Below are 23,620 nucleotides of genomic sequence, written 5' to 3'. Positions count from 1 at the left end.
ATTTGTACCTTTTATTTATAGTGCTTATGCCATTACCTATCATTGATCCCAATGCGCCTTTTCAAACCGAATTCACACCTGCTATTGCGGACTTACTTCGCTTTCTCAAAAGTGGCTTAGCGGGCAATCTGCACAGTGTCTACCTGTTTGGCAGTGTTGCCCGCAAAACGGCTAAAGTCGGCGTGTCTAACTTAGATGTTGTTGTGGTGACAAAGTCGGAGTTTAGTCAGCAACAGGCGACCTTATTTAATAGCATCAAGTGGCGTTTTCAAAAAAGTTTCCCGCAAGTTCGTGGCATCTCAATTCAGACGGCACTGGTTAAAGAGGTGGCAAGCTTAGAGAGCATTTTTACGTGGGGCTTTATGCTTAAACACTGTAGCGTTTGTGTGTATGGTGAGGATCTAGCCAACTGTTATGGTGAGTATGAGCCTAGTTGGGAAATTGCGAAATACTGGAATATGGATGTTGATGAATGGCTTGTACTTTATCGTCAAAAAATCGTGGCAGCTGCAACCCCTCAAGAGCTTGTTGACGCTCAAACTATCATTGCTAAAAAGTTACTAAGAGCCAGTTACTCATTAATCATGCATAAAGATAAAAGTTGGTATGATGATCCTATTGAGTGTGGCGAGCATTTTTTACGCTATCATAATGATAAAAAGCAAGAGATTGAACGTTTAGGTATTTTGTTATCGGGTCGTTTAATTCCCAAACGCTCTGTGGTTGGTTTACTCGATAGTTTTGGTGGTTGGCTTGTTAAGCAATACCAAAAAACAGAGTTTCGCATTGGCTAGTCCTGCTGCAATGGGGTTATCGATTAAAAGAGACCAAGCTGTGGAGCATTGAGCCGTTCAAAATCTAAATCGATAAAAGGTAAAATAGCCTCTGCAACGGGTTTTAATTGTTTATCAATATAATGCTGATAATCAATAGGGCTCTTTTGATACTCTTTAGGCTCAGGACCGGCAAGTGTGATAACGTACTCGATGCGACCTTTATTCTGATATTGCAAAGGACGACCGAGTTGGGCGTTAATATCATCAGCCATACGGGCAGCGCGCACTTGCGGTGGGATATTTTTTTGATAATCATGCAAGTTACGACGTAAGCGTTTTTGATAGGTGAGATCAGTATCATAGACGCCATTTGCCGTGTCTTGTACAAATTGACGGATGTAGTCACTGGGATCATCACCATTAAATATCATGGTATAGAGCGCTAACTGAAACTGTTGAGCTAACGGTGTCCAGTCTGTACGAGCACTCTCTAGCCCTTTAAAAACAATACGCTCATTATCACCTTCACCAATTAAACCAGCATAGCGTTTCTTTGAACCTGTTTCGGAACCTCGGATCGTCGGCATCAGAAATTTTCGATAATGGGTTTCATACTCAATCTCTAAAATAGAAGTTAGGTTGTGCTCGGTTTGTAGGTGACTCGTCCACCAATTGTTGATTAACTCGACCAGTTTATTACCAATACGATCGGCATCTTGTTGTGAGAAGCGAGCATTGAGAGAAACAAACGTTGAGTCAGTATCCCCATAAATAACTTGATAGCCTTGTTCTTCAATTAAGCGCTTAGTCGTTTTCATTATTTCATGACCACGCATGGTGATTGATGAGGCCAAACGAACATCAAAAAATCGACAGCCAGATGAACCTAAAACGCCATAAAACGAATTCATAATAATTTTTATCGCTTGAGAAAAAGCTTTGTCATTATTTTTCTTCGCTTGATCGCGCGCAGCCCATAGATCCTCGATCATCTTAGGTAAAAAGTGCTTAGAGCGATGAAAGCGCCCACCAACAAATCCTTCCACAGATTGCTCAGATTGATGACCAATAGGCAGCTGTAACCCTTCAATCAAGCCAATAGGATCAATTAAAAACGATCGAATAATAGCAGGGTATAGGCTTTTAAAATCGAACACTAAAACCGAGTCATAGAGATCAGGGATAGAGTCCATAACATAACCACCAGGACTGGCACTCCATGCTTCTGGGGCTAAGTTTGGTGCAACGTAACCGACACGATGGATCTGCGGCAAATAGAGGTTAGTAAATGCCGCCACTGAGCCACCAATACGATCCAACTCTAACCCGGTCAGGCGCGATCGTTCAATGGCAAAATCGAGCAGGTGAGTATGGGCAAAAATTTGCTGAACAAGGGTGCAATCTTGAAGGTTATATTTGGCTAATGCCGGCTTATCATCACGAAACATACGATTGATTTCGTCCATGCGGTCATGAACATTATGAATATCTTTGCCTTCTCCCAATAGTGCTTGAGAGACAAACTCTAGTGACCATGAACGGAACTGATAGGTTGACGTTTTTAGGGTATCAATACCATCAAGAACTACGCGACCTGGAATGGTAATAAACCCTTGTTGGCTTTGATTCGATTGGCGATAAAAGCTAGATTGCTGCCCGCGCCCAATGGTGAGTTTTAGTTTATGCCACTCAGCACGTCGATGTAATAATCGAAAATCAAAATCAATGACATTCCACCCGATAATAATGTCAGGATCAAAGCGATGAAACCAATTTATGAGAGCAAGTAAGAGCGCTTTCTCGTCGGCTACCCATTGTACTGGTGTTTCACATTCTTGCTCTGGACCAATCATTATCACCCGGCTATCTATTGGGCTGTCGAGTCCAATAGAGTATAAAATCCCTTTTTCTGAACACTCAATATCGAGAGAGACCATAGAGAGTGTCGGAGTGAAATCGGTGCTACGGCACTTTACTTGTGAAAAATGCTGGTAGGTGAGAGCGCCTTTATGGATCCGCTTTTGTTCACCAGAGAACTCGATGCCACCTTGAATAAATCGCTCCATTAGGTAGCGATCAGCCAATTTAATATCAGCTTCGAAAGTGATGATGTTGTTCTGGGTAATGACTTGAGCAAGGGCTTGCGCTTGACGATTCGCCTGGCAATAGACGCCTGAGATTGGTTGCGATTGAAAAGTAGTGAGGGCTAAAGGTTTACATTGCGCTGCATACTGACCTTGCGTAATCAGCGTTTCAACGGCACTTTGGTCAGATTGTGTAATAAAGAAAACCGGCTTTTCTGCTGGCGTAGTCAGTAAAGCTGGACCTTGTGCGGTACTGACCCACAATTCAATATGAGCATTGCCATTATAGTCTCGTGCTTGGCGAGTTAAGATAAATCCTTGCTCAATAGTCACTCTGTATTCCTAGCTCTAGTGGTACACAATCGAGGTGCTAATATAACGAAGTAGGAGAGAGGAATAAAGCGCCATAAGAGAATGCTCTACACTAAAATCTTGGTTATTGTGGGGCTTCATCCTTAAAGGGGTAGATAACCGGTAAAAGTAGTAGATAAAATCGTTTTTCAATTAATAATTAAGATGTTATAAGTGTCAATCAATTGGTACAACCAGTTTAAATTCCTCGTCATTGATGACAGGTGAATTGTACACTTATGTTGCTATTTGGTGAGATATAGCGCTGGTTTGATGGAATTATATGCAACCAATCAATTACTTCTTGCCAAAGTTTGCGTTTCAGCACATATTGAGTCCAAGCATTTTTTTTTAGATGCGGTAAAATAGAGAATGATGCTACGCAGAATATGCAGTGGCAGAGCCGATTGATAAGTGTGGAGATACAAGTGTGATAAATGTTTTCCTTGTAGATGATCACGAGCTGGTTCGCACAGGGATACGACGTATAATTGAAGACGTCCGTGGTATGAACGTAGCAGGGGAAGCTGAAAGCGGTGAAAATTCTGTAAAATGGTGTCGCGAAAATAACGCTGATGTTATTTTGATGGATATGAATATGCCTGGAATTGGTGGCTTAGAAGCAACCAAGAAAATCTTACGATTTAATCCAGATGTTAAAATTATAGTATTAACGGTTCATACTGAGAATCCGTTCCCAACAAAAGTAATGCAGGCAGGAGCTTCAGGTTACTTAACGAAGGGTGCTGGACCAGATGAGATGGTTAATGCAATTCGAATTGTTCACAGTGGGCAACGATACATTTCGCCTGAAATTGCACAACAGATGGCATTAAGTCAACTTTCGCCAGCCTCTGAGAACCCTTTTAAAGATCTTTCTGAACGTGAACTTCAAATTATGATGATGATCACCAAGGGACAGAAAGTGACCGATATATCAGAGCAGTTAAGCTTAAGTCCAAAAACAGTAAATAGTTACCGCTATCGCTTATTTAGTAAGCTAGATATCAGTGGTGATGTTGAGTTAACTCATTTAGCTATACGTCACGGAATGCTAGACGCAGAGACATTATAGTGTGTGAATTGTTTGACTCAGTTGCTTTTTTAAAGACTGTGACGCATCAGCCCGGTGTTTATCGTATGTATAACGCCGATGCTGTTGTGATTTATGTTGGTAAGGCGAAAGATTTAAAAAAAAGGCTGACGAGCTATTTTCGTAAGCGAGTAGATAGTGAAAAGACTCGAGCCTTAGTGAGTAATATCGCTAAAATTGATGTGACGGTAACGCATACTGAAACTGAAGCATTAATTCTTGAGCATAATTACATCAAGCAATACTTGCCTAAATACAATGTATTATTGCGAGATGATAAGTCTTACCCTTATGTCTTTATTAGCCATCATAAACATCCTCGTTTATCGATGCACCGAGGTGCGAAAAAACGTAAAGGCGAGTATTTCGGTCCTTACCCAGATTCTGGTGCCGTGCGAGAGTCTTTACATCTTATCCAGAAAATCTTTCCCGTTAGACAGTGTGAAGACAGTGTCTATGCCAACCGAACTCGTCCTTGCTTGATGTATCAAATAGGTCGCTGCGCTGCGCCTTGCGTTCAGCGAATTATCTCTGATGAAGACTATGCCGAGTTAGTGAGTTATGTACGACTTTTTTTGCAAGGTAAAGATAAACAAGTCTTAGAAACCTTGATTGAGAAAATGGATACAGCGAGTCGAAGTCTTAATTTTGAACAAGCCGCTAATTTTCGTGATCAAATACAAGCTATCCGTCGAGTTCAAGAGCAGCAATTTGTATCCGAAGACAGCATGGATGATATTGATGTCTTAGGGTTTGCTCAAGAAAACGGTGTTGCGTGTATTCATATCCTAATGGTTCGTCACGGTAAGGTACTCGGAAGCCGTAGCCACTTTCCTAAAATACCAAATAAAACGAGTCGAGAAGAAGTATTTTATAGTTTTTTGAGCCAATATTATTTGAGCCATAATGAAGCGCGTACGATTCCAAGCCGTTTAATTCTAAATCCAGAATTAAGTGATGATTATCATTCATTACAAGAAGCACTAACCAAAGTGGCAGGAAGAAAAATTCACTTTCATGTTAACCCAACAGGTGTTCGCCAGCGTTACTTAAAATTGGCAAATACTAATGCTTTGACTGCTATTACCACTAAGATTAATCATAAGATGACGATAAATCAGAGATTTAAAGCATTACAGGCAGAAATTGGACTAGAATCTATCTCGCGTATGGAGTGTTTTGATATCAGCCATACGATGGGGGAGAGTACGATAGCTTCTTGCGTGGTTTTTAATCATGAAGGGCCTGTAAAGCAAGAGTATCGTCGTTATAATATCAGTGGCATTACGGGCGGGGATGACTATGCAGCCATGGGACAGGTGCTTGAGCGCCGCTACTCGAAGCAAATTGATGTCGATAAAATCCCTGATATTGTCTTTATTGATGGTGGTAAAGGACAACTAAACCGAGCTCATGAGATTATTAGCCAATATTGGCATGAGTGGCCTAAAAAACCACTATTACTTGGTATTGCCAAAGGTGTGACTCGTAAGCCTGGATTAGAAACTATAATCAATATTGATGGTGAGGAGTTTAATTTACCGAGTGATGCTCCAGCTTTACATCTAATCCAACATATCCGTGATGAGAGTCATAATCATGCCATTGCTGGTCACCGCGCTAAGCGAGGGAAAACTCGTCGTACTAGCCCATTAGAAGGTATTGAAGGTGTCGGACCAAAACGCCGACAAGCTTTGCTTAAAAATATGGGTGGATTACAAGAACTCAAGCGTGCAACTGTTGAAGAAATAGCCAAAGTACCCGGTATTAGTATTTCTTTAGCAGAAATCATTTATCAAGCATTGAAACAATAGTAAAAATCACGCACCATTAACACGCAATCCAAAAGAGCCTAATACTATGCGTTTTAATATACCTAACATTTTGTCATTATTGAGATTATTTCTTATACCTGTTCTTGTTGTGGCATATTATTTGCCTTATGCATGGGCACCTTTCGCTGCAGCAACGATTTTCTTCATTGCTAGCTTTACTGACTGGCTAGATGGTATGTTGGCGAGGAAGCTAGGGCAAACCTCTCGTTTTGGCGCTTTTATTGATCCCGTTGCTGATAAGGTATTAGTTGCCACGGCATTAATTTTGATCACTGAGCAATATTATTCGGTTTGGGTGACAGTTCCTGCCATTACAATGATAGGGCGAGAAGTTATCATTTCAGCTTTACGGGAGTGGATGGCTGAAATAGGTAAGCGAGCAAGTGTTGCCGTTTCATGGGTTGGAAAAGTAAAAACAGCATCTCAAATGTTCGCATTATGGTTTTTAATTTGGGGCTACAATGACGCAATGATCTGGGCTGGCTATATTGGGCTTTATATTGCGACTGCTTTAACTTATTGGTCGATGATGCAGTATTTATCTGCGGCTAAAAGCGATCTTTTAAACAAAGACTATCATTAGAAAAACGAGCTTCGGCTCGTTTTTTCGTTTAAATAGCCTTGAGTTGACTTTTAGAGTGTTCTTATCCGCGTACAATAAAGCACTAAGGGCTTAGTAATAACAGTAATATTTGCTTATAACTCGCTTAATAAAGTAAATTAAGTGCTAAATATGACCAGTTAGCTCAACTTTCATTCAAATGAAATAAAAAGTAGAAAAAACTATTGACTCATCCCTGAGAATCCGTAGAATGCATCCCGTACCCAAGAGGATGGCAACATACTTTAAAGGGTAGTGAAGATTAAAGGCGCCTTGGCAGAGTGGCTATGCAGCGGATTGCAAATCCGTGGACCTCGGTTCGACTCCGGGAGGCGCCTCCATCACTTATTAGTGATTTGATATGCGACACTAGCTCAGCTGGTAGAGCGCAACCTTGCCAAGGTTGAGGTCACGAGTTCGAACCTCGTGTGTCGCTCCAAATTTTGTACCTAACAGCCATTATATGGCAGGCTGTTATAAAGATGGTGTCTAACCTGCTTTTAAAGCACATTGGTTAGGAGCATCGCAATAAAGAATTGCGTGCCCTGGTGGTGGAATTGGTAGACACAAGGGATTTAAAATCCCTCGGCGTTCGCGCTGTGCCGGTTCAAGTCCGGCCCGGGGCACCATCTATTAAATCTATATTCTTTTTGTTGAGAATATAGCATGCGACACTAGCTCAGCTGGTAGAGCGCAACCTTGCCAAGGTTGAGGTCACGAGTTCGAACCTCGTGTGTCGCTCCAAATAAAGAAAGCCCCGATAGAAATATCGGGGCTTTTTTTGTTTTGAATTTAAAGGTTGACAGCTATTGTCACTTAATTAATATAACTGCCTATTTTATATTAAATAAATAGGGCATCATGCCATTTATGTTATCAAAACCGACTCGCCATAGTATATCTTACCTGTTTCTTATCTTGTTTGGTTTTTTGTTTGTAGTGTCGACAGCTCATGCAAGATCAATCTACAGTTGCCAAGTGACGACTCATAATGATTTTGAATTAACTTGGAGTGTCGATGGTTATGATCAAGCAAATCATAATGTATTGGCTATTCAGGGTTTTACTAATCGATCTCAAGAAATTTTTTGGCTAAGCGGCAATAGCAAGCAACCCAATACGTATTTTTACGATGATGCCTTATTTGCACTGAGTGATTACTTAGAAAACCAGTATCGACTCAACTACGATGCAGACCTGAATCAGTTTAGCTACTCAAAAAGAATCAAATCAAGAGGGCGATGGGGAGAGTGGACAACACCACAAATCGTCACATCCTCATTATCCCATAATGAAACTGTTGTATTTCGCACTGATCATAGCAATGCTGATGATCAGTGGCGTTTTACATCCTTACATTGTCAACAAGCTTATACACCACCAACTCGCGATGCGTATTGTGAATACTTTCCTGAACCTATCCAACCTTGGAGTAAAGACTCCTCTCTGTTTATTTCTAACGTAGCAGGAGAGGATATAACAGGTTGGTCTAGTGATTATTTAACGCAATATAAAACCACAGTTACGCAAGGTAACAAAGAATATGACGCAGTAATGACAGGCTATAGTGGAAGTAGCCTTGTCAACAATGTCACGAAGAACAGCTGTGGTGCAGGAGGGGTTTGTAGTCCGTTTTCAGGAGATGAAAATAAAAGACCGCTAGCAAAAACACCACATGCATTAGAGGAAGAATTTATCTCCGGCTTACCGCTATTAACATTCCAAGGCTACAATAGCTCCGATCCTGATACGCATTGTGAAACTTTAGCTAATGCCTGCAGTTATGACTTAGCGACTCAGACGTTAACCATGAGAAAGTCGGTATTTGATTATAATATTAATGTTTATTATCAAAGCGGCGCGCCAAAACCGATTAGATACATTATTTTTGAAAGTTCTGAAGGGCAGCCATTGTTTTTTAACTCTTTTGATACTGGCTCTGATCTCAATTTACGTTTTCGTGAAAATAATGCCTATACATTTAGTGAGTTGAACTTTGGCGGTGGTGGCTTAAAGGTTGTTGAAACTGAATCTCATGTAGTACTCAATATTGTGAATAGTTTGACGCAAAGAAACCCTGTTAGCTATCAGGATGTTGGAGATATGAGGGATCTGTTTATTTATGGACCAGGTGCAGATATCACCATCCATAACACCAGTACTGATAATGAAAATGTGTATGCCTTTATTGTGGCTGATAATTTAGAGTTGAGTAATAAGACCAATATCAATGGAGGGATCACAGCGAATCACCTTAAGATGACTAATGGTTCAAAAGTGATCGGTACGGGTTATTGCTACGATCGCCCTGCAGCACCGAGTGACGAGTATTTTATCTCAGTGCAGCAGGTTGAGCAGATGGCATTAACGTGTCAATCGCCACAAATTCAATTTTTAATTACTGATCAAGACGGTAATCCAAGTGCGCTGCCAAGTGGTACGGTTGTTGAATTGGATCATGAATTTGATCGGATAGAGCTTGTTCCTAACTATGGCAGTCAGGTGGGCAATAGCTATCAGCCAAACCCAAATGGTGAGTTATGGTTTACGGCAAGTCATGATAAACCAGAACTTGATGTTGCTCTTACTGCCAAGATAAAAAACAGTACGCAAGATAGTGATGCGACCACGGTGATTAACTTTGTCCCTTATAAATTTGAGGTAGCAGGGGTTAATGCGATCGCTGGTATGAAGACCAATATCAATGCAGCGGTTTTATCATGTAATACAAACGATAAACCGATTGACGTTGCCTATGCAGGTAAGCCAGAGATTTATTTTACGCTTAACTTTCCTGTTCAAGGTCAGCAAGGTTCATTGGCTTATCAGCCTCGTTTTTCCAACGGCATTTCAAGCGATGATTTAACGCTTTCTGAAGTGGGCAGTTTTACCGTTAATATCACCGATAATCAGTTTAACTGTCATGATTACCCAAGTATTGATTGCCCAATTGATGGCGGTGGCGATTTAATGGGGCGCTTTGCTGTAAATGTAAAACCTTGGCGCTTTGATATATGCTCACCAACCCAGCAACCTTTGAACGGCACTTCGTCTTCAGGGGATAAATTTGCCATCGCAGGTGAAGCTTTTGATTTGCAGATCATCCCGGTTCGTTACCAAGATAAGGCGATGGAGTGCGACTCGAGTACTCGTGTGAATAATTACTGGCTGCCGATTAGTCAATACCCTAATGCTGCGATTGCATTATCACATCAGTTACATTCACCTGTTGACGGTACAAGTGGGGTACTAAGCAGCGCAAAGGAATTGGATCGTAAATTAGTTGATATCTCAGAAAGCACTTTTGATGAGTTGGAATACAGTGAAGTGGGCAGTATGACGCTTATCGCTCATGATCACTCCTCATTTTATAGCGATCTCTCTGTTATTCCAGATTTTGGTGGTATTGAAACTGGAGTGGTTGGTGAGCGTCCAATTGGTCGCTTTGTCCCGGATTATATCGCAGTCACTGACACTACTTGGCAGTATGCAAGCAAGCACCATGGATTTGCTTATATGGGGCAAGGTATAGGGCATACTTTTGCTGTGCAAGCTTTTAATAAGCATGATAGACAAACGCGTAATTATGGCCTGTTTAGCAATGGCAATGTTGTTGACTTGAATTATCAAATTTATGACAGGCATGGTGAGCGAATAACCAAGAGAGTAGTAGATAAAGCGAGTTCAGTGTCGAGCTTTAATGATTTGTCATGGACTGCTGAAGATTGGACACCTCAAGGTTTACGTGTTGAATTTGATACCTTTGTTTTCCATAAAGATGGTGCACAAAGTAATGAAGATGATAAAAGAGTGGCAACGATACCGGATGGTCCATTCTTAGAAGGTTTTAAACTTGCTATATCAAATACAGTTGATGGTGTTGATTTTGCACCAGGGAGTGACGATGAAACCGAGTCGCCTCTATTAACTCAACCTCATTTTCGCTATGGACGCGCAGCTTTGCAAGATATCAATGGGAGTAGTGGTAGCACGCTTACTGTGCCGCTTAAAGTGGAATTCTGGAATGGTCGCCAATTTGAAACTAATAGTTTAGATAGTGGCTCTGAGTTTAGCAGTGCTAACTATTGTTTTGATACGCGTTGGCATGAGCAAGAGGGTCAAGCGGATCCTTTGCTGATTGGTGAAGGGCAGGTGCTCGCAGGTATTTCCAATGAGCTTGCGATGTCCCAAGTCGCAGAAGAGGGCTATGTACGTGAACAAGTACAGATGTGGTTGCGTTTTGGTAGTGAAAGCTCAAAATACTTAGAAACACGCTATGAAGCGCAATCATGTGTTGGCAGTCACGGCGATCGCCCATGGCTACAATATAACTGGGATAACCTTGGCGATGGAGATCCAGCAGCATTAGTTACCTTTGGTGTTTACCGAGGGAATGACAGAGTTATCTTCCGAGGTGAAGCAAGGATGACTGGCTACTGATAGGAAAGTGGTGTGGAATACACTCATATAAATGAAGCACTGTAAACAACTTGCATATTAATGGAGTACTGTAAACTACAAAAGCGCTTTTATTTGACAAATCTCAAGCAATAATATTGATTTCATATCCGAGATTGTGCTATTTTCTGCCGCAATCTCGGAATGCTTCTGGGGGATACGCGTGATGACCTTCTTGCTGATTGTGACATTGCGTAGGGTAGGTATTAGTTAAGCCTTTAACTAATAGACGGGATACTAATGGTGCTTGCATCATGTTCATGGGAAACCCAACATTGAATCCAAATAATCATATTGTATTAATCAGCGTTGTATTACCAATTTGCCCTGTTTTAGAAAACAGCAGCATCACTGAACCTTGATTCTAGTATCCGCGTTTTTTGCTATTCAAAAGTAGTAGCCATTTGTTGTGCTGATGCATTTTGCATGGGTATTACTTCTTCATTATTCAAAATAAAATTCTAATTGCTTTCGCTCATCAGTAACCATTATTGATGTGAAGATAGCTAGTTCTAAGGTTTTAGGTAAATGAGTACAGCCTTTAATATTGAAACATCGAGCATCACCCCACTATTGTCTATCCAGGTTCCACATGTTGATGGAACTTATGATCTGAGCTTAGACCAAGCATTGCTAGATCAAATTGAGAATGAATCAGACGTTCGTTCTTATCCTCGACGTCTACCTATTGCCATCAAGCGTGCTTTTGGTGCTTTAGTTGAAGATACGCGAGGCCAAGTTTTCTTGGATTGTTTGGCTGGTGCAGGAACATTGGCTCTGGGCTATAACCATCCAGAAATCAATCAAGCGCTAAAAGATCAACTTGATTCTGGTTTGCCATATCAGACGTTAGATATTACGACGCCAGTGAAAGATACGTTCATGAAGCGTGTTAAAGCTTTCCTTCCTCAAGAGTTTGCTAAAGATAGCGTGATTCAGTTCTGTGGCCCTTCAGGTGCTGATGCTGTTGAAGCTGCGATTAAGTTAGCGAAACAAACGACAGGTCGTAATACGATGTTTGCATTCCGTGGTGGTTACCATGGTATGACGAATGGCACTATGGCGATGATGGGTAACCTGGGGACGAAAGCTCGTCGTACTGGTTTGATGTCAGATGTTCACTTTATGCCTTTCCCATATAGCTTCCGCTGTCCATTTGGGCTAGGTGGCGATGCGGGTGCTAAACAAAGCATTCGTTATATTGAACGTTTACTTCATGATGATGAAGCAGGGATTATGAAGCCTGCTGCTATTATCGTTGAACCCGTTCAAGGTGAAGGTGGCGTTATTCCTGCACCTGCATTTTGGCTTAAAGAGTTACGTAGAGTTTGTGATGAGCACGGCATTCTACTTATCTTTGATGAAATCCAGTGTGGTGTTGGTAAAACAGGCAGCCGTTTTGCTTTTGAAGCTGCGAATGTGATGCCAGACATCCTTTGTTTATCTAAGGCGATTGGTGGTGGTCTACCAATGTCATTGCTGGTATTTAATAAGCGCAATGACACATGGAATGCAGGTGAGCACACCGGTACTTTCCGTGGAAACCAACTTGCAATGGTATCGGGCACAAAAGCACTTGAGATCATTGAGCGCGATGGTTTAGTTGAGCACGCTCAAAAAGCCGGTGACTACCTACGTGCAGGTCTTGAAGCGATCCAACAGCGTGTAAATTGCATTGGTGAAGTTCGCGGCCAAGGCTTAATGCTAGGTGTTGAAATTATCAAATCTAACGGTGAGCAAAACCGTTTTGGTGAGCCTGTCGCTGATGGTGAACTGACGCTTGCTATTCAACGTGCAGCTTTAGAGCGTGGCTTGATGGTAGAGAAGGGTGGACGTGATGGCTCTGTTATTCGCTTCTTACCACCGCTGATCATCTCTTACGAACAAATCGATTTTGCATTAAGCACGATTGAATCGGCAATTTTAGTTGCTGGTGGTGAATCAGTAGTGAAGAATGAAGTGGCTCAAAGTAACTGGCGTCAGCACTTTATTCATACTGGCATGCAAGGCAGTAAAGAGTTTGAGAAAGTTTTAAACCATACGACTCAAACGATGAAGAGCGTTTTTGAACAGGTTGAAGCGCCATATTCAGCATTTGAACCGCAACAACTAGAGCAAGCTATCCGTGATGTCAATCTAGATAGCGATCACTCGAGTTTAGTTGACGTAGTTTCAGACACCGCTGAGCTTGTTGCTAAAAACTCGATTTTTGTTCAACACCCAGACTGTATTGCACACTTACACACGCCACCATTACTATCAGCTGTTGCGGCTGAATCAATGATTGCGGCACTGAACCAATCAATGGATTCATGGGATCAAGCGTCTTCGGCAACTTATGTTGAACAGAAAGTTGTTGATTGGATGTGTGAAAAGTACCAATTAGGTGCAAACGCTGACGGTGTATTCACCAGTGGCGGCACACAAAGTAACTTCATGGGGCTGCTATTGGCTCGTGATTGGGTTGCTGACCGTCAAAATCAACACTCAATTCAAAAGTTAGGTCTACCAGACTACGCGGATAAGTTGCGTATTATCTGCTCTGATAAATCTCACTTTACGGTGCAGAAATCAGCTTCGTTACTTGGTTTAGGTGAGAAAGCCGTACATTGCGTTGCGACTAACCCAAATGGCACGATTCAACCTAAAGCGCTTGAGTCAGCTGTGGCTGAGTTGAAGCAGCAGGGCTTAATTCCATTTGCTCTTGTTGGCACAGCAGGCACAACCGATCACGGTGCAATTGATGATCTTAATGCCTTAGCAACAATCGCTGAAAAAGAGTCGTTATGGTTCCACGTTGATAGCGCTTATGGCGGTGCATTAATTCTGAGCAGTCATAAAGATCGCTTACAAGGAATTGAGCGTGCAGATTCGGTGAGTGTTGATTTCCATAAACTTTTTTATCAAACAATTAGCTGTGGCGCTATACTGGTAAAAGATAAACATAACTTTAAGTATCTATTACATCATGCTGATTACTTAAATCGTGAGCATGATGAACTACCAAACCTAGTGGATAAGTCAATTGCTACCACGAAGCGTTTTGATGCATTAAAAGTCTTTATGACAATGCAAAATGTTGGTCCTCAAGCACTTGGTCAAATGTATGATCATTTACTAGAGCAGACAGTACAAGTTGCCGATTTAGTGAGCCAGACAGATGGTTTTGAGCTGCTTATCGAACCATCATTATCAACGGTATTATTCCGTGCAGTACATGATGGTGTAAGTGATTTAGATGCGTTTAATAATGTATTACGAATGGAAGCACTGACTCGTGGTGTTGCTGTATTGGGTGAAACAGTAGTGAATGGTCAGACTGCTCTGAAATTTACTATTCTAAACCCATGCTTAACGATGATGGATTTTCAGTCATTATTACAGAAATTGAATAAACTAGCTGCAGAGCTAGTGGTACAAGTGAATTAATAGAAAGGAAAGCGATAATGTCCATTTTACAAATTGGTGCAGGCGGCGTTGGCTGGGTTGTTGCACATAAAGCAGCTCAAAATAATGATACCTTAGGTGATATTACTATCGCATCACGCACTGTATCTAAATGTGAAAAAATCATTGAATCGATTAAAGGTAAAAATAACCTTAAAGATGCAAGCAAGAAACTAGAAGCAAAAGCGGTTGATGCCGATGATGTTGATGCTCTAGTTGCATTGATTAAAGAAGTAAAACCTGACCTTGTTATTAATGCTGGTCCTCCGTGGGTAAACATTACTATCATGGAAGCGTGTCTACAGGCGAAAGTATCGTACTTAGATACTTCTGTAGCGGTTGATTTATGTTCGGAAGGTCAGCAAGTACCAGAAGCTTACGATTGGCAGTGGGGCTTCCGTGAGAAGTTTGAGAAAGCAGGCATCACTGGTATTTTAGGTGCAGGTTTTGATCCAGGCGTAGTGAGTGTTTTTGCTGCTCACGCAGTGAAGCACTTGTTTGATGAGATCGACACGATTGATGTAATGGACATCAACAATGGTGATCACGGTAAGAAGTTTGCAACTAACTTTGATCCAGAAACAAACATGCTAGAAATTCAAGGTGACTCGTTCTACTGGGAAAATGAAGAGTGGAAACAGGTTCCTTGTCATACACGTATGCTTGAGTTTGATTTCCCTAACTGTGGCACACATAAAGTTTACTCAATGGCGCACGATGAAGTTCGTTCAATGCAAGAATTTATCCCTGCAAAGCGTATTGAATTCTGGATGGGTTTCGGTGATAAATACCTAAACTATTTCAACTGTATGCGTGACATTGGTCTACTAAGCCCTGATCCATTAACACTACATGATGGCACCGTTGTTCAGCCTCTACATGTGTTAAAAGCACTGCTACCTGATCCAACCTCATTAGCACCAGGCTACACTGGCTTGACGTGCATTGGTACTTGGGTTCAAGGTACAAAAGATGGTAAGCCACGCAGCGTATTTATCTACAATAATGCTGACCATGAAGTTGCTTATAAAGATGTTGAGCATCAAGCGATCTCTTACACAACAGGTGTACCTGCAATTACTGCAGCGCTACAGTACTTCCGTGGTGAGTGGGCAGATGCAGGTGTCTTCAACATGGAACAGCTAAACCCTGATCCGTTCCTAGCAACAATGCCAGAGATTGGTTTAGATTGGCATGTTCAAGAACTTGAGCCAGGACAGCCAGATATTAAGATTTTAAAATAATCTTGCGATAATTCTGGTAGAAAAGTTAAGCAAATATAGCCGATATGATTTCATGTCGGCTTTTTGGATTTTAGAGAGATAATCATGACATCATCACTGAAAAAAAATGAATTAAAAACCCCTTACTTCATGATTGATGAAGCGAAACTGGTCGCTAACTTAGAAATTGCTAAGCGCTTAAAAGAGTTATCAGGTGTGAAGCTCGTTCTAGCGTTAAAATGTTTCTCAACATGGGGTGTTTTTGACATCATTAAGCCTTATTTAGATGGCACAACGAGTAGTGGTCCAAACGAGGTTAAGCTAGGTCACGAGACTTTTGGTGGAGAGACTCATGCTTATAGTGTGGGCTATAGCGAAGATGACGTGAAGGAAGTGGCAAGCATCTGTAATAAGATGATTTTCAACTCACAATCTCAACTTGCTGCATACCGCCATCTTGTTGAAGATAAAGTATCGATTGGGCTGCGATTAAACCCTGGTGTTAGCTATGCAGGGCAAGATTTAGCCAACCCAGCTCGTCCATTCTCTCGCTTAGGTGTTCAAGCCGATAAGATAGATCCAAGTGTGTTTGATCGTTTAAATGGCGTGATGTTCCATATGAACTGTGAAAATAAAGACGTTGATGCATTTACCGCTCTATTAGACTCTATTTCTCAGCAGTTTGGTCAATATTTAGATAAGCTTGACTGGGTTAGCCTAGGTGGTGGCGTATTCTTCACTTGGCCTGGTTACAACGTCGAGAAGTTAGCTGCTGCATTGAAAGCATTTGCAGATAAACACCAAGTTCAACTGTATCTAGAGCCTGGTGAAGCCATCATCACTAAGACGACAGATTTGGTTGTGAGTGTGGTTGATATCGTAGAAAACGGTAAAAAAACAGCCATTGTTGACTCAGCAACCGAAGCGCACCGTCTTGATACGCTTATTTATAATGAGCCAGCGTCAGTATTAGAAGCATCAGATAAGGGCGAGTTTGACTACGTCATTGGTTCATGCTCTTGTCTTGCTGGTGATCAGTTTTGTGAAACCTCTTTTGAGCAGCCATTAGAAATTGGTCAAAAATTACACTTGATGGATAGCGCAGGCTATACCATGGTGAAATTGAACTGGTTTAATGGCTTGAAGATGCCTTCAATTTATTGTGAGAGAGCTTCGGGAGATATTGAACTGCTTAATAGCTTTGGTTATGACGACTTTAAGCGCTCACTATCACAGTGGTCTATTTCTTAATGTTGTGATGGTTTGATTATAATGGGTAGCCTTTTGACTCTTTCTCGTCAAAGCTACCCATTCATAGGTAGAGTGCGGATTAGTATTTAAGCATTAAGTTAACACCATAAAATTGGCTATCGTATGAAGCACCCGCATCCATAGCAAATTGAGCAGCGTTTGTATTACCAAACCAAGGCGTGTGAGTAAACTGAAACTCCGCAGAGCCACCCCATGCATCTTTAACCCAGTAATGAATATGACCAACAGGGTTTAGGAAAAACAAAGAGACATTTCCCATTGTTTCTGATCCCATAACCTCACCACCATTTGCCACTATATCTTGCTCAGCTTCAAACATCAGTTCACCGGCAACAGCGCCAAAGAATGGAGTGATGAATAGATCTTGCCATGAAGGAACTTCGGCGAATGCTTCAACCCCATACTCCCAAAAAAATGCCGACATAGTAAAAGAATATAGAAATGATTCAAATTCATTAAAACCAGAGTGACGGGCAGCAGTGTAGTACACACCACCGAAATAAGGGTGCATTACGTAGTTGAGAAAGTGTTCATCACGATCCCACACCGGACCCGATCTGACATTCTCTTTCCATTTTTTGCCTAGATTACTTAAATCACGATCATCGGGATCCCATTTAGTAATACTTTCTGGTAATAAGGTCATAAAGCCGACAGTAATAACACTTAAGCCTAAAATAGTGTAAGTCTGCTCCATAAGGTAATCCCAATCTTTCTCACTGCGAGGGTGTAAATAAGCAGGTAGGTCAGGAACAGAAAAATCGAGACCAGACTCTTCCTCTGCAAATGCATTAATACTCTTATTTTGATATGTATAAAAGCTAGGATTGCAAAAAACATTATCACAATTTGAAGGATAAGATAACTCTATGGCGTTGTGAGATTCACTGTCAAATGATGATGCCAATGTAGGTATTGGTAAAATCAGTGTGGCATATAGGCCTGTACGCAAAAACGGTTTTAGCGTCGCAATGTTTAGCAAAGAGCACTCCTAAAAGTCGCAGTAGTTAGAATTGATCACTTGTTAATAAATAGTAGGTTAAGTATGAGTTTGGTGTATGCCTACTTATTATTTATTATTGAGAATTATACCTTAAAAAAGAGCGGTCATTTCGTAATATCTGTAAAAGTAGAGTAATATCTTTAATGAGGGAATGATGACCTCGACATTTCTAGAATCAGAACAAAGGAGTGGTGTGTTGAAAATTGCAATGCTGAGTACAGGCGAAGAAATTCTTCATGGGGATATTGTTGATACAAATGCAAGTTGGCTATCTGGCTTATTTTATCAAAATGGTTTTTCACTATCAAAACGCTCGACAGTAGGCGATCAAGAGCAGGCCCTTATTGAAGAGCTGTTAATGCTGAGTTTTAATAGTGATGTGGTCATAGTTAATGGTGGCCTTGGGCCAACAAGTGATGATATGACAGCCTCGGCTGCAGCTCAAGCAGCGGACGAAGAGTTAGTGCTATCTCCAAGTTGGTTGCAACGAATGGAAACGATGTTTAGTAGCCGAAGCAGTGTCATGCCCAATAGCAATTTAAAGCAAGCTATGCTGCCCAAGAGTGCTACGATTTTAGATAATCCAATTGGCACAGCTTGTGGCTTTAAGATGAAAATTAATGACGCAACATTTTATTTTACTCCGGGCGTTCCCAAGGAGTTTAAAATGATGGTTGAAGAGCAAATACTCGTCGATTTAAAGAAAAACCATCCTGATGTCGAAGGTTTTGAATGTACCCGTTTATACACTTTAGGGTTATCAGAATCAGGAATTTCAGATTCATTGGCACCCGTTGAGCTTCCACCTGGTTATGAACTCGGTTACCGTTCGTCTCTGCCATTTATTGAAGTGAAGGTATTTGGTCCTAGTGAAGATGAGCTAACCAGAGACAGAGTTGTCGATATTATCCACAGTATCTTAGAGCCTAATGTGGTCAGCTTTAATGAGACGATGCTGAATCATGTTGGACTGTTACTTTTAGCTCATAATAAACGCATTTCGGTAGCTGAAACCTCAACTCAAGGGCATTTAAGCGCTTGGTTACGATCGGAACCGTACATAGAGCAATGCTCAACAGCAAGCTGGATCTTGGATAGTGGTAGTCAAGAGCTAGATGACAGCGGTGATATTTTAGCTTCAGCATTGGCACTCGCGACAGCAACCCGTGTAAAGTGTTTAGGTGATATTGGTCTTATTACCGGAAAGCGAACTGGGAATCAGTTTGCACTTGCTTTATCGACGGTAACAGGGGAGTGGTCACAGCTATTAGAGTTCAAACGCGATTATCCAGAGGATGATGCACGTACTATCATAGGAGCATTAGCGCTTGATATGTTACGTCGTCACCTTGTGGCTAAACCGATATTTGCGAAATATGGTAGTGTGAACAGAGTAAGAGAGATATATATTCCAGCAGGCATTACTCCACTTGCTGATATGTAATGATTTAAATAAGATTCAACTCCACACGTTATGTAGAGTGGAGTTGAATTTTTTGGCTCAAGAGGGCATTTTTAACAAGCTTTTGATTGGACCAATTAAGTGTTAGACGGCTTCTTGGTTGAGCGTGAAATTGACATTTGTTAATACTAAATCTGTTTTCGCTCGGCATATACAAGGCAATATTTCACTATTCTCGGTATAGGCCATAGCAAAACCAACATACTCAACTTTACCTGATTCAAGCGTGCAACGACATGCTCCGCAGTGCCCATCACGACAGTTATATTCGGGTTTAAGTCCTGCTTTTTCCATTGTTTCTAATAATGTACTAGAAGGGTTGGAACGAATAGAGGTGAGCGTGTTGATCTTGATAACAGACATTAGAGCTCAAATCCCTCAAAATCATTGGCATTAATTTGGTTATCAATTTGACCAACAAGGTAAGAGCTGATTTCGGCTTCTTGTGGAGCAACTTGGACATTATCAGAAGATAGCCAAGCATTAATCCATGGGATTGGGTTTGAAGTTGCTTCAGGGTACGCCACACCTAAGCCTACAGCTTGCATACGGATGTTAGTTATATACTCAACATATTGGCATAAAATATCTTTATTTAATCCGATCATAGAGCCATCTTTAAATAAGTATTCTGCCCACTCTTTCTCTTGCTCAGCAGCATCTTTAAATAAATCAAAACATTCCTGCTTACACTCTTCAGCTATCTGCATAAAGGTAAAGTCATCTTGACCGTTACGCAGGATATTGATCATATGCTGAGTACCAGTGAGGTGAAGTGCTTCATCACGAGCGATTAGCTTAATGATTTTGGCATTACCTTCCATTAATTCACGCTCAGCGAACGCAAATGAACAAGCAAAGCTAACATAAAAACGGATCGCTTCTAATGCATTGACAGACATTAGGCACACGTACAGTTTTTTCTTTAGTTCGTTTAAGCTGACGGTAACCAATTGTCCATTGATTTGATGCTGACCAACACCGTAGCGGTGATAATCATTTGAGAGCGTAATTAACTCATCGTAATATTTAGCAATGTCTTTCGCACGCTTTAAGATCTGTTCATTTTCAACGATATCATCGAAAACAACACTCGGGTCATTAACTATATTACGAATAATATGCGTGTAAGAGCGTGAGTGAATCGTTTCAGAAAATGACCATGTCTCAATCCATGTCTCAACTTCTGGCAGTGAAACAAGAGGAAGAAGCGCCACATTTGGGCTGCGACCTTGGATCGAATCTAATAACGTTTGGTATTTTAAGTTACTAATAAAAATGTGTTTTTCATGATCAGGAAGCTTGTTATAGTCGATGCGATCGCTTGACACATCCACTTCTTCAGGGCGCCAGAAGAAGGATAATTGCTTTTCGATAAGCTTTTCAAATATTTCGAATTTTTGTTGATCGTAGCGCGCCACGTTAACAGATTGGCCTAAAAACATAGGTTCTTTTAACTGGTCGTTCTTTTTTTGAGAAAAAGTACTGTAAGCCATAAATGCCTCAATTTCCTTAAGCCTCTTTATTTGACTAAAGAGGCAATGCTAATTTTTATGTTCAGAGCGTTATAAAGTAACAAGCGTTAAATTTTACAACCGCCGCCATCACAATCATCGTCTTGAGCAGTATCACCCTGGTCGTCTTTGGCACCATCTCGAGTATTGTGATAGTAGAGTGTCTTCACACCATATTTATAAGCAGTTAATAGATCTTGTAGTAGCTTTTTCATTGGCACTTTGCCATTTCCATATAAGCTCGGATCATAGTTTGTATTGGCTGAAATCGATTGATCGATAAACTTTTGCATAATACCAACTAAATGGAGGTAACCATTATTACTGCCAATATTCCACAAGAGTTCATAATTATTTTTAAGATTGATAAAATCAGGTACAACTTGCTTCAAGATCCCATCTTTTGATGCTTTGACAGAGACGAAACCGCGCGGGGGTTCGATACCATTGGTAGCATTCGAGATTTGAGATGAGGTCTCTGAAGGCATTAATGCTGTTAGCGTTGAGTTGCGAAGACCATGCTCGACAATCTCTTCACGTAATGTATCCCAATCATAATGCAAAGGCTCTTGGCAAACTAAGTCCAGATCCTTTTTATAAGTATCGATAGGCAGTAAACCTTTCGCATAATTGGTTTCATCAAAAAGAGGGCACTTACCTTGCTCTTTTGCTAACTTAACCGACGCTTTTAGCAAGTAATATTGCATCGCTTCAAAGGTGCGGTGAGTGAGGTTATTCGCACTACCATCAGAGTAACGAACCCCATTTTTTGCCAAGTAGTAGGCGTAGTTAATGACACCTACACCTAGTGTACGACGGTTCATTGTTGATTTATGAGCCGCTGGTAACGGGTAATCTTGATAGTCTAATAGCGCATCAAGAGCACGAACGACAAGTTCAGATAGCTCTTCAAAATCATCGAGTGATTCAATAGCGCCTAAGTTAAATGCCGATAGAGTACATAAGGCAATTTCACCTTCATCATCTTCAACATTGCTTAGTGGCTTTGTTGGCAGAGCAATTTCAAGGCATAGATTCGACTGGCGTACAGGTGCCACTTTTGAGTCAAATGGGCTATGGGTATTACAGTGATCAACGTTTTGAATATAAATACGACCCGTAGAAGCCCGCTCTTGCATCAGAAGAGAGAATAGTTCGACAGCACGAACCGTTTCACGCTTAATTAGTGGGTTATTTTCATACTGTACATATAAAGATTCGAAACGATCTTGATCTTCAAAGAAAGCGTCGTATAGGCCTGGTACATCTGACGGTGAAAATAAGCTAATGTTGCCACCTTGAACAAGGCGTGAGTACATCAGTTTGTTCAGTTGTACACCGTAATCCATATGACGGACACGGTTTTCTTCTACGCCACGGTTGTTCTTCAATACTAATAGAGATTGAACTTCACCATGCCATAGTGGGTAAAATACAGTTGCAGCACCACCACGTACACCGCCTTGAGAGCAGCATTTAACCGCGGTTTGGAAGTACTTATAAAACGGGATACAACCAGTATGGAAAGCTTCGCCATTACGGATTTCAGATCCTAATGCACGAATTCTTCCGGCGTTGATGCCGATGCCAGCACGCTGAGAAACATAGCGAACAATCGAACTTGCTGTCGCATTAATTGAATCTAAGCTATCGCCACATTCAATGAGTACACATGAACTAAATTGACGAGTAGGGGTACGTACACCAGACATAATTGGCGTAGGTAATGAAATTTTAAATGTAGAAGCCGCATCATAAAAACGCTTAACGTACTGTAGGCGACTCTCTTTTGGGTATTTCGCGAATAAACACGCGGCAACTAAAATATAGAGAAACTGTGCGCTTTCATAAATCTCTTTGGTTACTCGGTTTTGAACAAAATATTTCCCTTCTAATTGCTTGATGGCTGCATAGGAAAAATTAAGATCACGAGTATGATCAATATAAGCATCGAGCTCATCAATTTCAGATTTGCTGTAGTCTTCAATGATGTGCTTATCATATTTACCCATATCAACTAATTTGTTGATGTGGTCGTAAAGAGCTGGTGGCTCATACTGACCGTAAGCTTTTTTACGTAAATTGAAAACGGACAGACGGGCTGCTAAATATTGATAATCTGGCGTCTCTTCTGAGATCAGATCAGCGGCCGATTTGATGATCGTTTCATGGATATCTGTGGTAGTAATACCATCATAGAATTGAATGTGAGCCTTCAATTCTACTTGTGATACTGAGACATTATGGAGACCTTCAGCTGCCCATGTAATGACACGGTGAAGTTTCTCTAGTTCAATACTTTCTTTGCGGCCATCACGCTTAGTAACGGTAAGTTTTTGGTTCATTCTGCTTTATTTCCCTAACAAAACTGATTAAAGCCATGTTTTAGTGTAATTGTTATCAATTTTATGGTGGCTTTGTGAGCTAAATCGTCCTAACAAATAGTGATAGAAACACTATATATAGGGGTGCTTTGTTTCGTGGCTACAAGATAGTGCTAT

Annotated in this window: 14 protein-coding genes and 4 tRNA genes; 13 read left to right on the top strand and 5 right to left on the bottom strand. The window is 41.1% G+C overall.

Going from position 1 to position 23,620, the window contains the following annotated elements:
- Positions 1 to 26: 26 nt before the first annotated feature.
- Positions 27 to 794, top strand: coding sequence for a nucleotidyltransferase domain-containing protein (locus BCU68_RS00810; RefSeq protein WP_102562881.1), 768 nt, complete (start codon positions 27 to 29; stop codon positions 792 to 794).
- 23 nt (positions 795 to 817) lie between these two features.
- Here BCU68_RS00810 and BCU68_RS00805 read toward each other — a convergent pair whose 3' ends face one another.
- Positions 818 to 3,193 (bottom strand): DNA polymerase II, encoded by a 2,376-nt coding sequence (locus BCU68_RS00805; RefSeq protein ID WP_102562880.1) that lies wholly within the window; start codon positions 3,191 to 3,193, stop codon positions 818 to 820.
- A 448-nt stretch (positions 3,194 to 3,641) separates the two neighbouring features.
- Here BCU68_RS00805 and uvrY point away from each other — a divergent pair, with 448 nt between their 5' ends.
- The 11 genes from uvrY to nspC all read left to right on the top strand — a co-directional run bounded on the left by uvrY (position 3,642) and on the right by nspC (position 17,119).
- A complete protein-coding gene (gene uvrY, locus BCU68_RS00800) occupies positions 3,642 to 4,286 on the top strand; it encodes a UvrY/SirA/GacA family response regulator transcription factor (RefSeq protein ID WP_102563161.1) in 645 nt (214 codons plus the stop codon).
- Positions 4,286 to 6,118 carry an excinuclease ABC subunit UvrC gene (uvrC, locus tag BCU68_RS00795; protein WP_102562879.1) on the top strand — a complete coding sequence of 611 codons (1,833 nt, stop codon included), beginning with the start codon at positions 4,286 to 4,288 and terminating at the stop codon, positions 6,116 to 6,118. Before uvrY ends, uvrC begins: the two co-directional genes overlap by 1 nt.
- Before the next feature lie 46 nt (positions 6,119 to 6,164).
- Entirely contained in the window at positions 6,165 to 6,722 is a 558-nt protein-coding gene (gene pgsA, locus BCU68_RS00790; RefSeq protein WP_102562878.1) for a CDP-diacylglycerol--glycerol-3-phosphate 3-phosphatidyltransferase, read from the top strand.
- 285 nt (positions 6,723 to 7,007) lie between these two features.
- Positions 7,008 to 7,081, top strand: a tRNA-Cys gene (locus BCU68_RS00785).
- Positions 7,082 to 7,103: 22 nt separating this feature from the next.
- Positions 7,104 to 7,179: transfer RNA gene (locus tag BCU68_RS00780), tRNA-Gly, on the top strand.
- Positions 7,180 to 7,282: 103 nt separating this feature from the next.
- Positions 7,283 to 7,369: transfer RNA gene (locus BCU68_RS00775), tRNA-Leu, on the top strand.
- Between the two features lie 39 nt (positions 7,370 to 7,408).
- Positions 7,409 to 7,484 (top strand) — tRNA-Gly (locus tag BCU68_RS00770).
- A 117-nt stretch (positions 7,485 to 7,601) separates the two neighbouring features.
- On the top strand, positions 7,602 to 11,180 hold the full coding sequence (locus BCU68_RS00765; protein WP_102562877.1) for a DUF6701 domain-containing protein: 3,579 nt from the start codon (positions 7,602 to 7,604) through the stop codon (positions 11,178 to 11,180).
- A 546-nt stretch (positions 11,181 to 11,726) separates the two neighbouring features.
- Positions 11,727 to 14,627: a pyridoxal phosphate-dependent class III aminotransferase gene (locus BCU68_RS00760; RefSeq protein ID WP_102562876.1), complete on the top strand. Its 2,901-nt coding sequence runs from the start codon at positions 11,727 to 11,729 to the stop codon at positions 14,625 to 14,627.
- Between the two features lie 17 nt (positions 14,628 to 14,644).
- The gene (locus BCU68_RS00755) at positions 14,645 to 15,889 is read left to right on the top strand and encodes a carboxynorspermidine synthase (protein WP_102562875.1); all 1,245 of its coding nucleotides are present in this window, start codon (positions 14,645 to 14,647) and stop codon (positions 15,887 to 15,889) included.
- A 96-nt stretch (positions 15,890 to 15,985) separates the two neighbouring features.
- Positions 15,986 to 17,119, top strand: a complete 1,134-nt coding sequence (gene nspC / locus BCU68_RS00750; RefSeq protein WP_102563160.1) for a carboxynorspermidine decarboxylase — start codon at positions 15,986 to 15,988, stop codon at positions 17,117 to 17,119.
- Positions 17,120 to 17,198: 79 nt separating this feature from the next.
- Here the strand turns inward: nspC and BCU68_RS00745 are convergent, their stop codons facing one another.
- A complete protein-coding gene (locus BCU68_RS00745; RefSeq protein WP_241901251.1) occupies positions 17,199 to 18,068 on the bottom strand; it encodes a DUF3943 domain-containing protein in 870 nt (289 codons plus the stop codon).
- Between the two features lie 268 nt (positions 18,069 to 18,336).
- Here BCU68_RS00745 and BCU68_RS00740 point away from each other — a divergent pair, with 268 nt between their 5' ends.
- Entirely contained in the window at positions 18,337 to 19,587 is a 1,251-nt protein-coding gene (locus BCU68_RS00740; RefSeq protein ID WP_102563158.1) for a molybdopterin-binding protein, read from the top strand.
- Between the two features lie 102 nt (positions 19,588 to 19,689).
- Here the strand turns inward: BCU68_RS00740 and yfaE are convergent, their stop codons facing one another.
- From yfaE to nrdA, 3 genes are all read right to left on the bottom strand, one after another.
- Positions 19,690 to 19,968: a class I ribonucleotide reductase maintenance protein YfaE gene (gene yfaE, locus BCU68_RS00735; RefSeq protein ID WP_102562874.1), complete on the bottom strand. Its 279-nt coding sequence runs from the start codon at positions 19,966 to 19,968 to the stop codon at positions 19,690 to 19,692.
- Complete coding sequence (gene nrdB, locus BCU68_RS00730) at positions 19,968 to 21,101, bottom strand: class Ia ribonucleoside-diphosphate reductase subunit beta (protein WP_102562873.1); 1,134 nt, start codon at positions 21,099 to 21,101, stop codon at positions 19,968 to 19,970. The genes yfaE and nrdB overlap by 1 nt, the downstream gene beginning before the upstream one ends.
- Positions 21,102 to 21,187: 86 nt before the next feature.
- The gene (nrdA, locus tag BCU68_RS00725) at positions 21,188 to 23,464 is read right to left on the bottom strand and encodes a class 1a ribonucleoside-diphosphate reductase subunit alpha (RefSeq protein ID WP_102562872.1); all 2,277 of its coding nucleotides are present in this window, start codon (positions 23,462 to 23,464) and stop codon (positions 21,188 to 21,190) included.
- Positions 23,465 to 23,620 lie beyond the last annotated feature (156 nt).

Source organism: Vibrio sp. 10N.286.49.B3 (assembly GCF_002873395.1).
GTDB lineage: Bacteria > Pseudomonadota > Gammaproteobacteria > Enterobacterales > Vibrionaceae > Vibrio.
Note: the sequence above shows the minus strand (reverse complement) of the source record. Positions and strands in the feature narration are given on the sequence as shown.

Bases quoted from the DNA above. Each gene is read 5' to 3' on its own strand.
- BCU68_RS00810 (WP_102562881.1), top strand. From the start codon at position 27: ATGCCATTACCTATCATTGATCCCAATGCGCCTTTTCAAACCGAATTC.
- pgsA (WP_102562878.1), top strand. From the start codon at position 6,165: ATGCGTTTTAATATACCTAACATTTTGTCATTATTGAGATTATTTCTT.
- BCU68_RS00765 (WP_102562877.1), top strand. From the start codon at position 7,602: ATGCCATTTATGTTATCAAAACCGACTCGCCATAGTATATCTTACCTG.
- BCU68_RS00760 (WP_102562876.1), top strand. From the start codon at position 11,727: ATGAGTACAGCCTTTAATATTGAAACATCGAGCATCACCCCACTATTG.
- BCU68_RS00755 (WP_102562875.1), top strand. From the start codon at position 14,645: ATGTCCATTTTACAAATTGGTGCAGGCGGCGTTGGCTGGGTTGTTGCA.
- yfaE (WP_102562874.1), bottom strand. From the start codon at position 19,968: ATGTCTGTTATCAAGATCAACACGCTCACCTCTATTCGTTCCAACCCT.
- nrdB (WP_102562873.1), bottom strand. From the start codon at position 21,101: ATGGCTTACAGTACTTTTTCTCAAAAAAAGAACGACCAGTTAAAAGAA.
- nrdA (WP_102562872.1), bottom strand. From the start codon at position 23,464: ATGAACCAAAAACTTACCGTTACTAAGCGTGATGGCCGCAAAGAAAGT.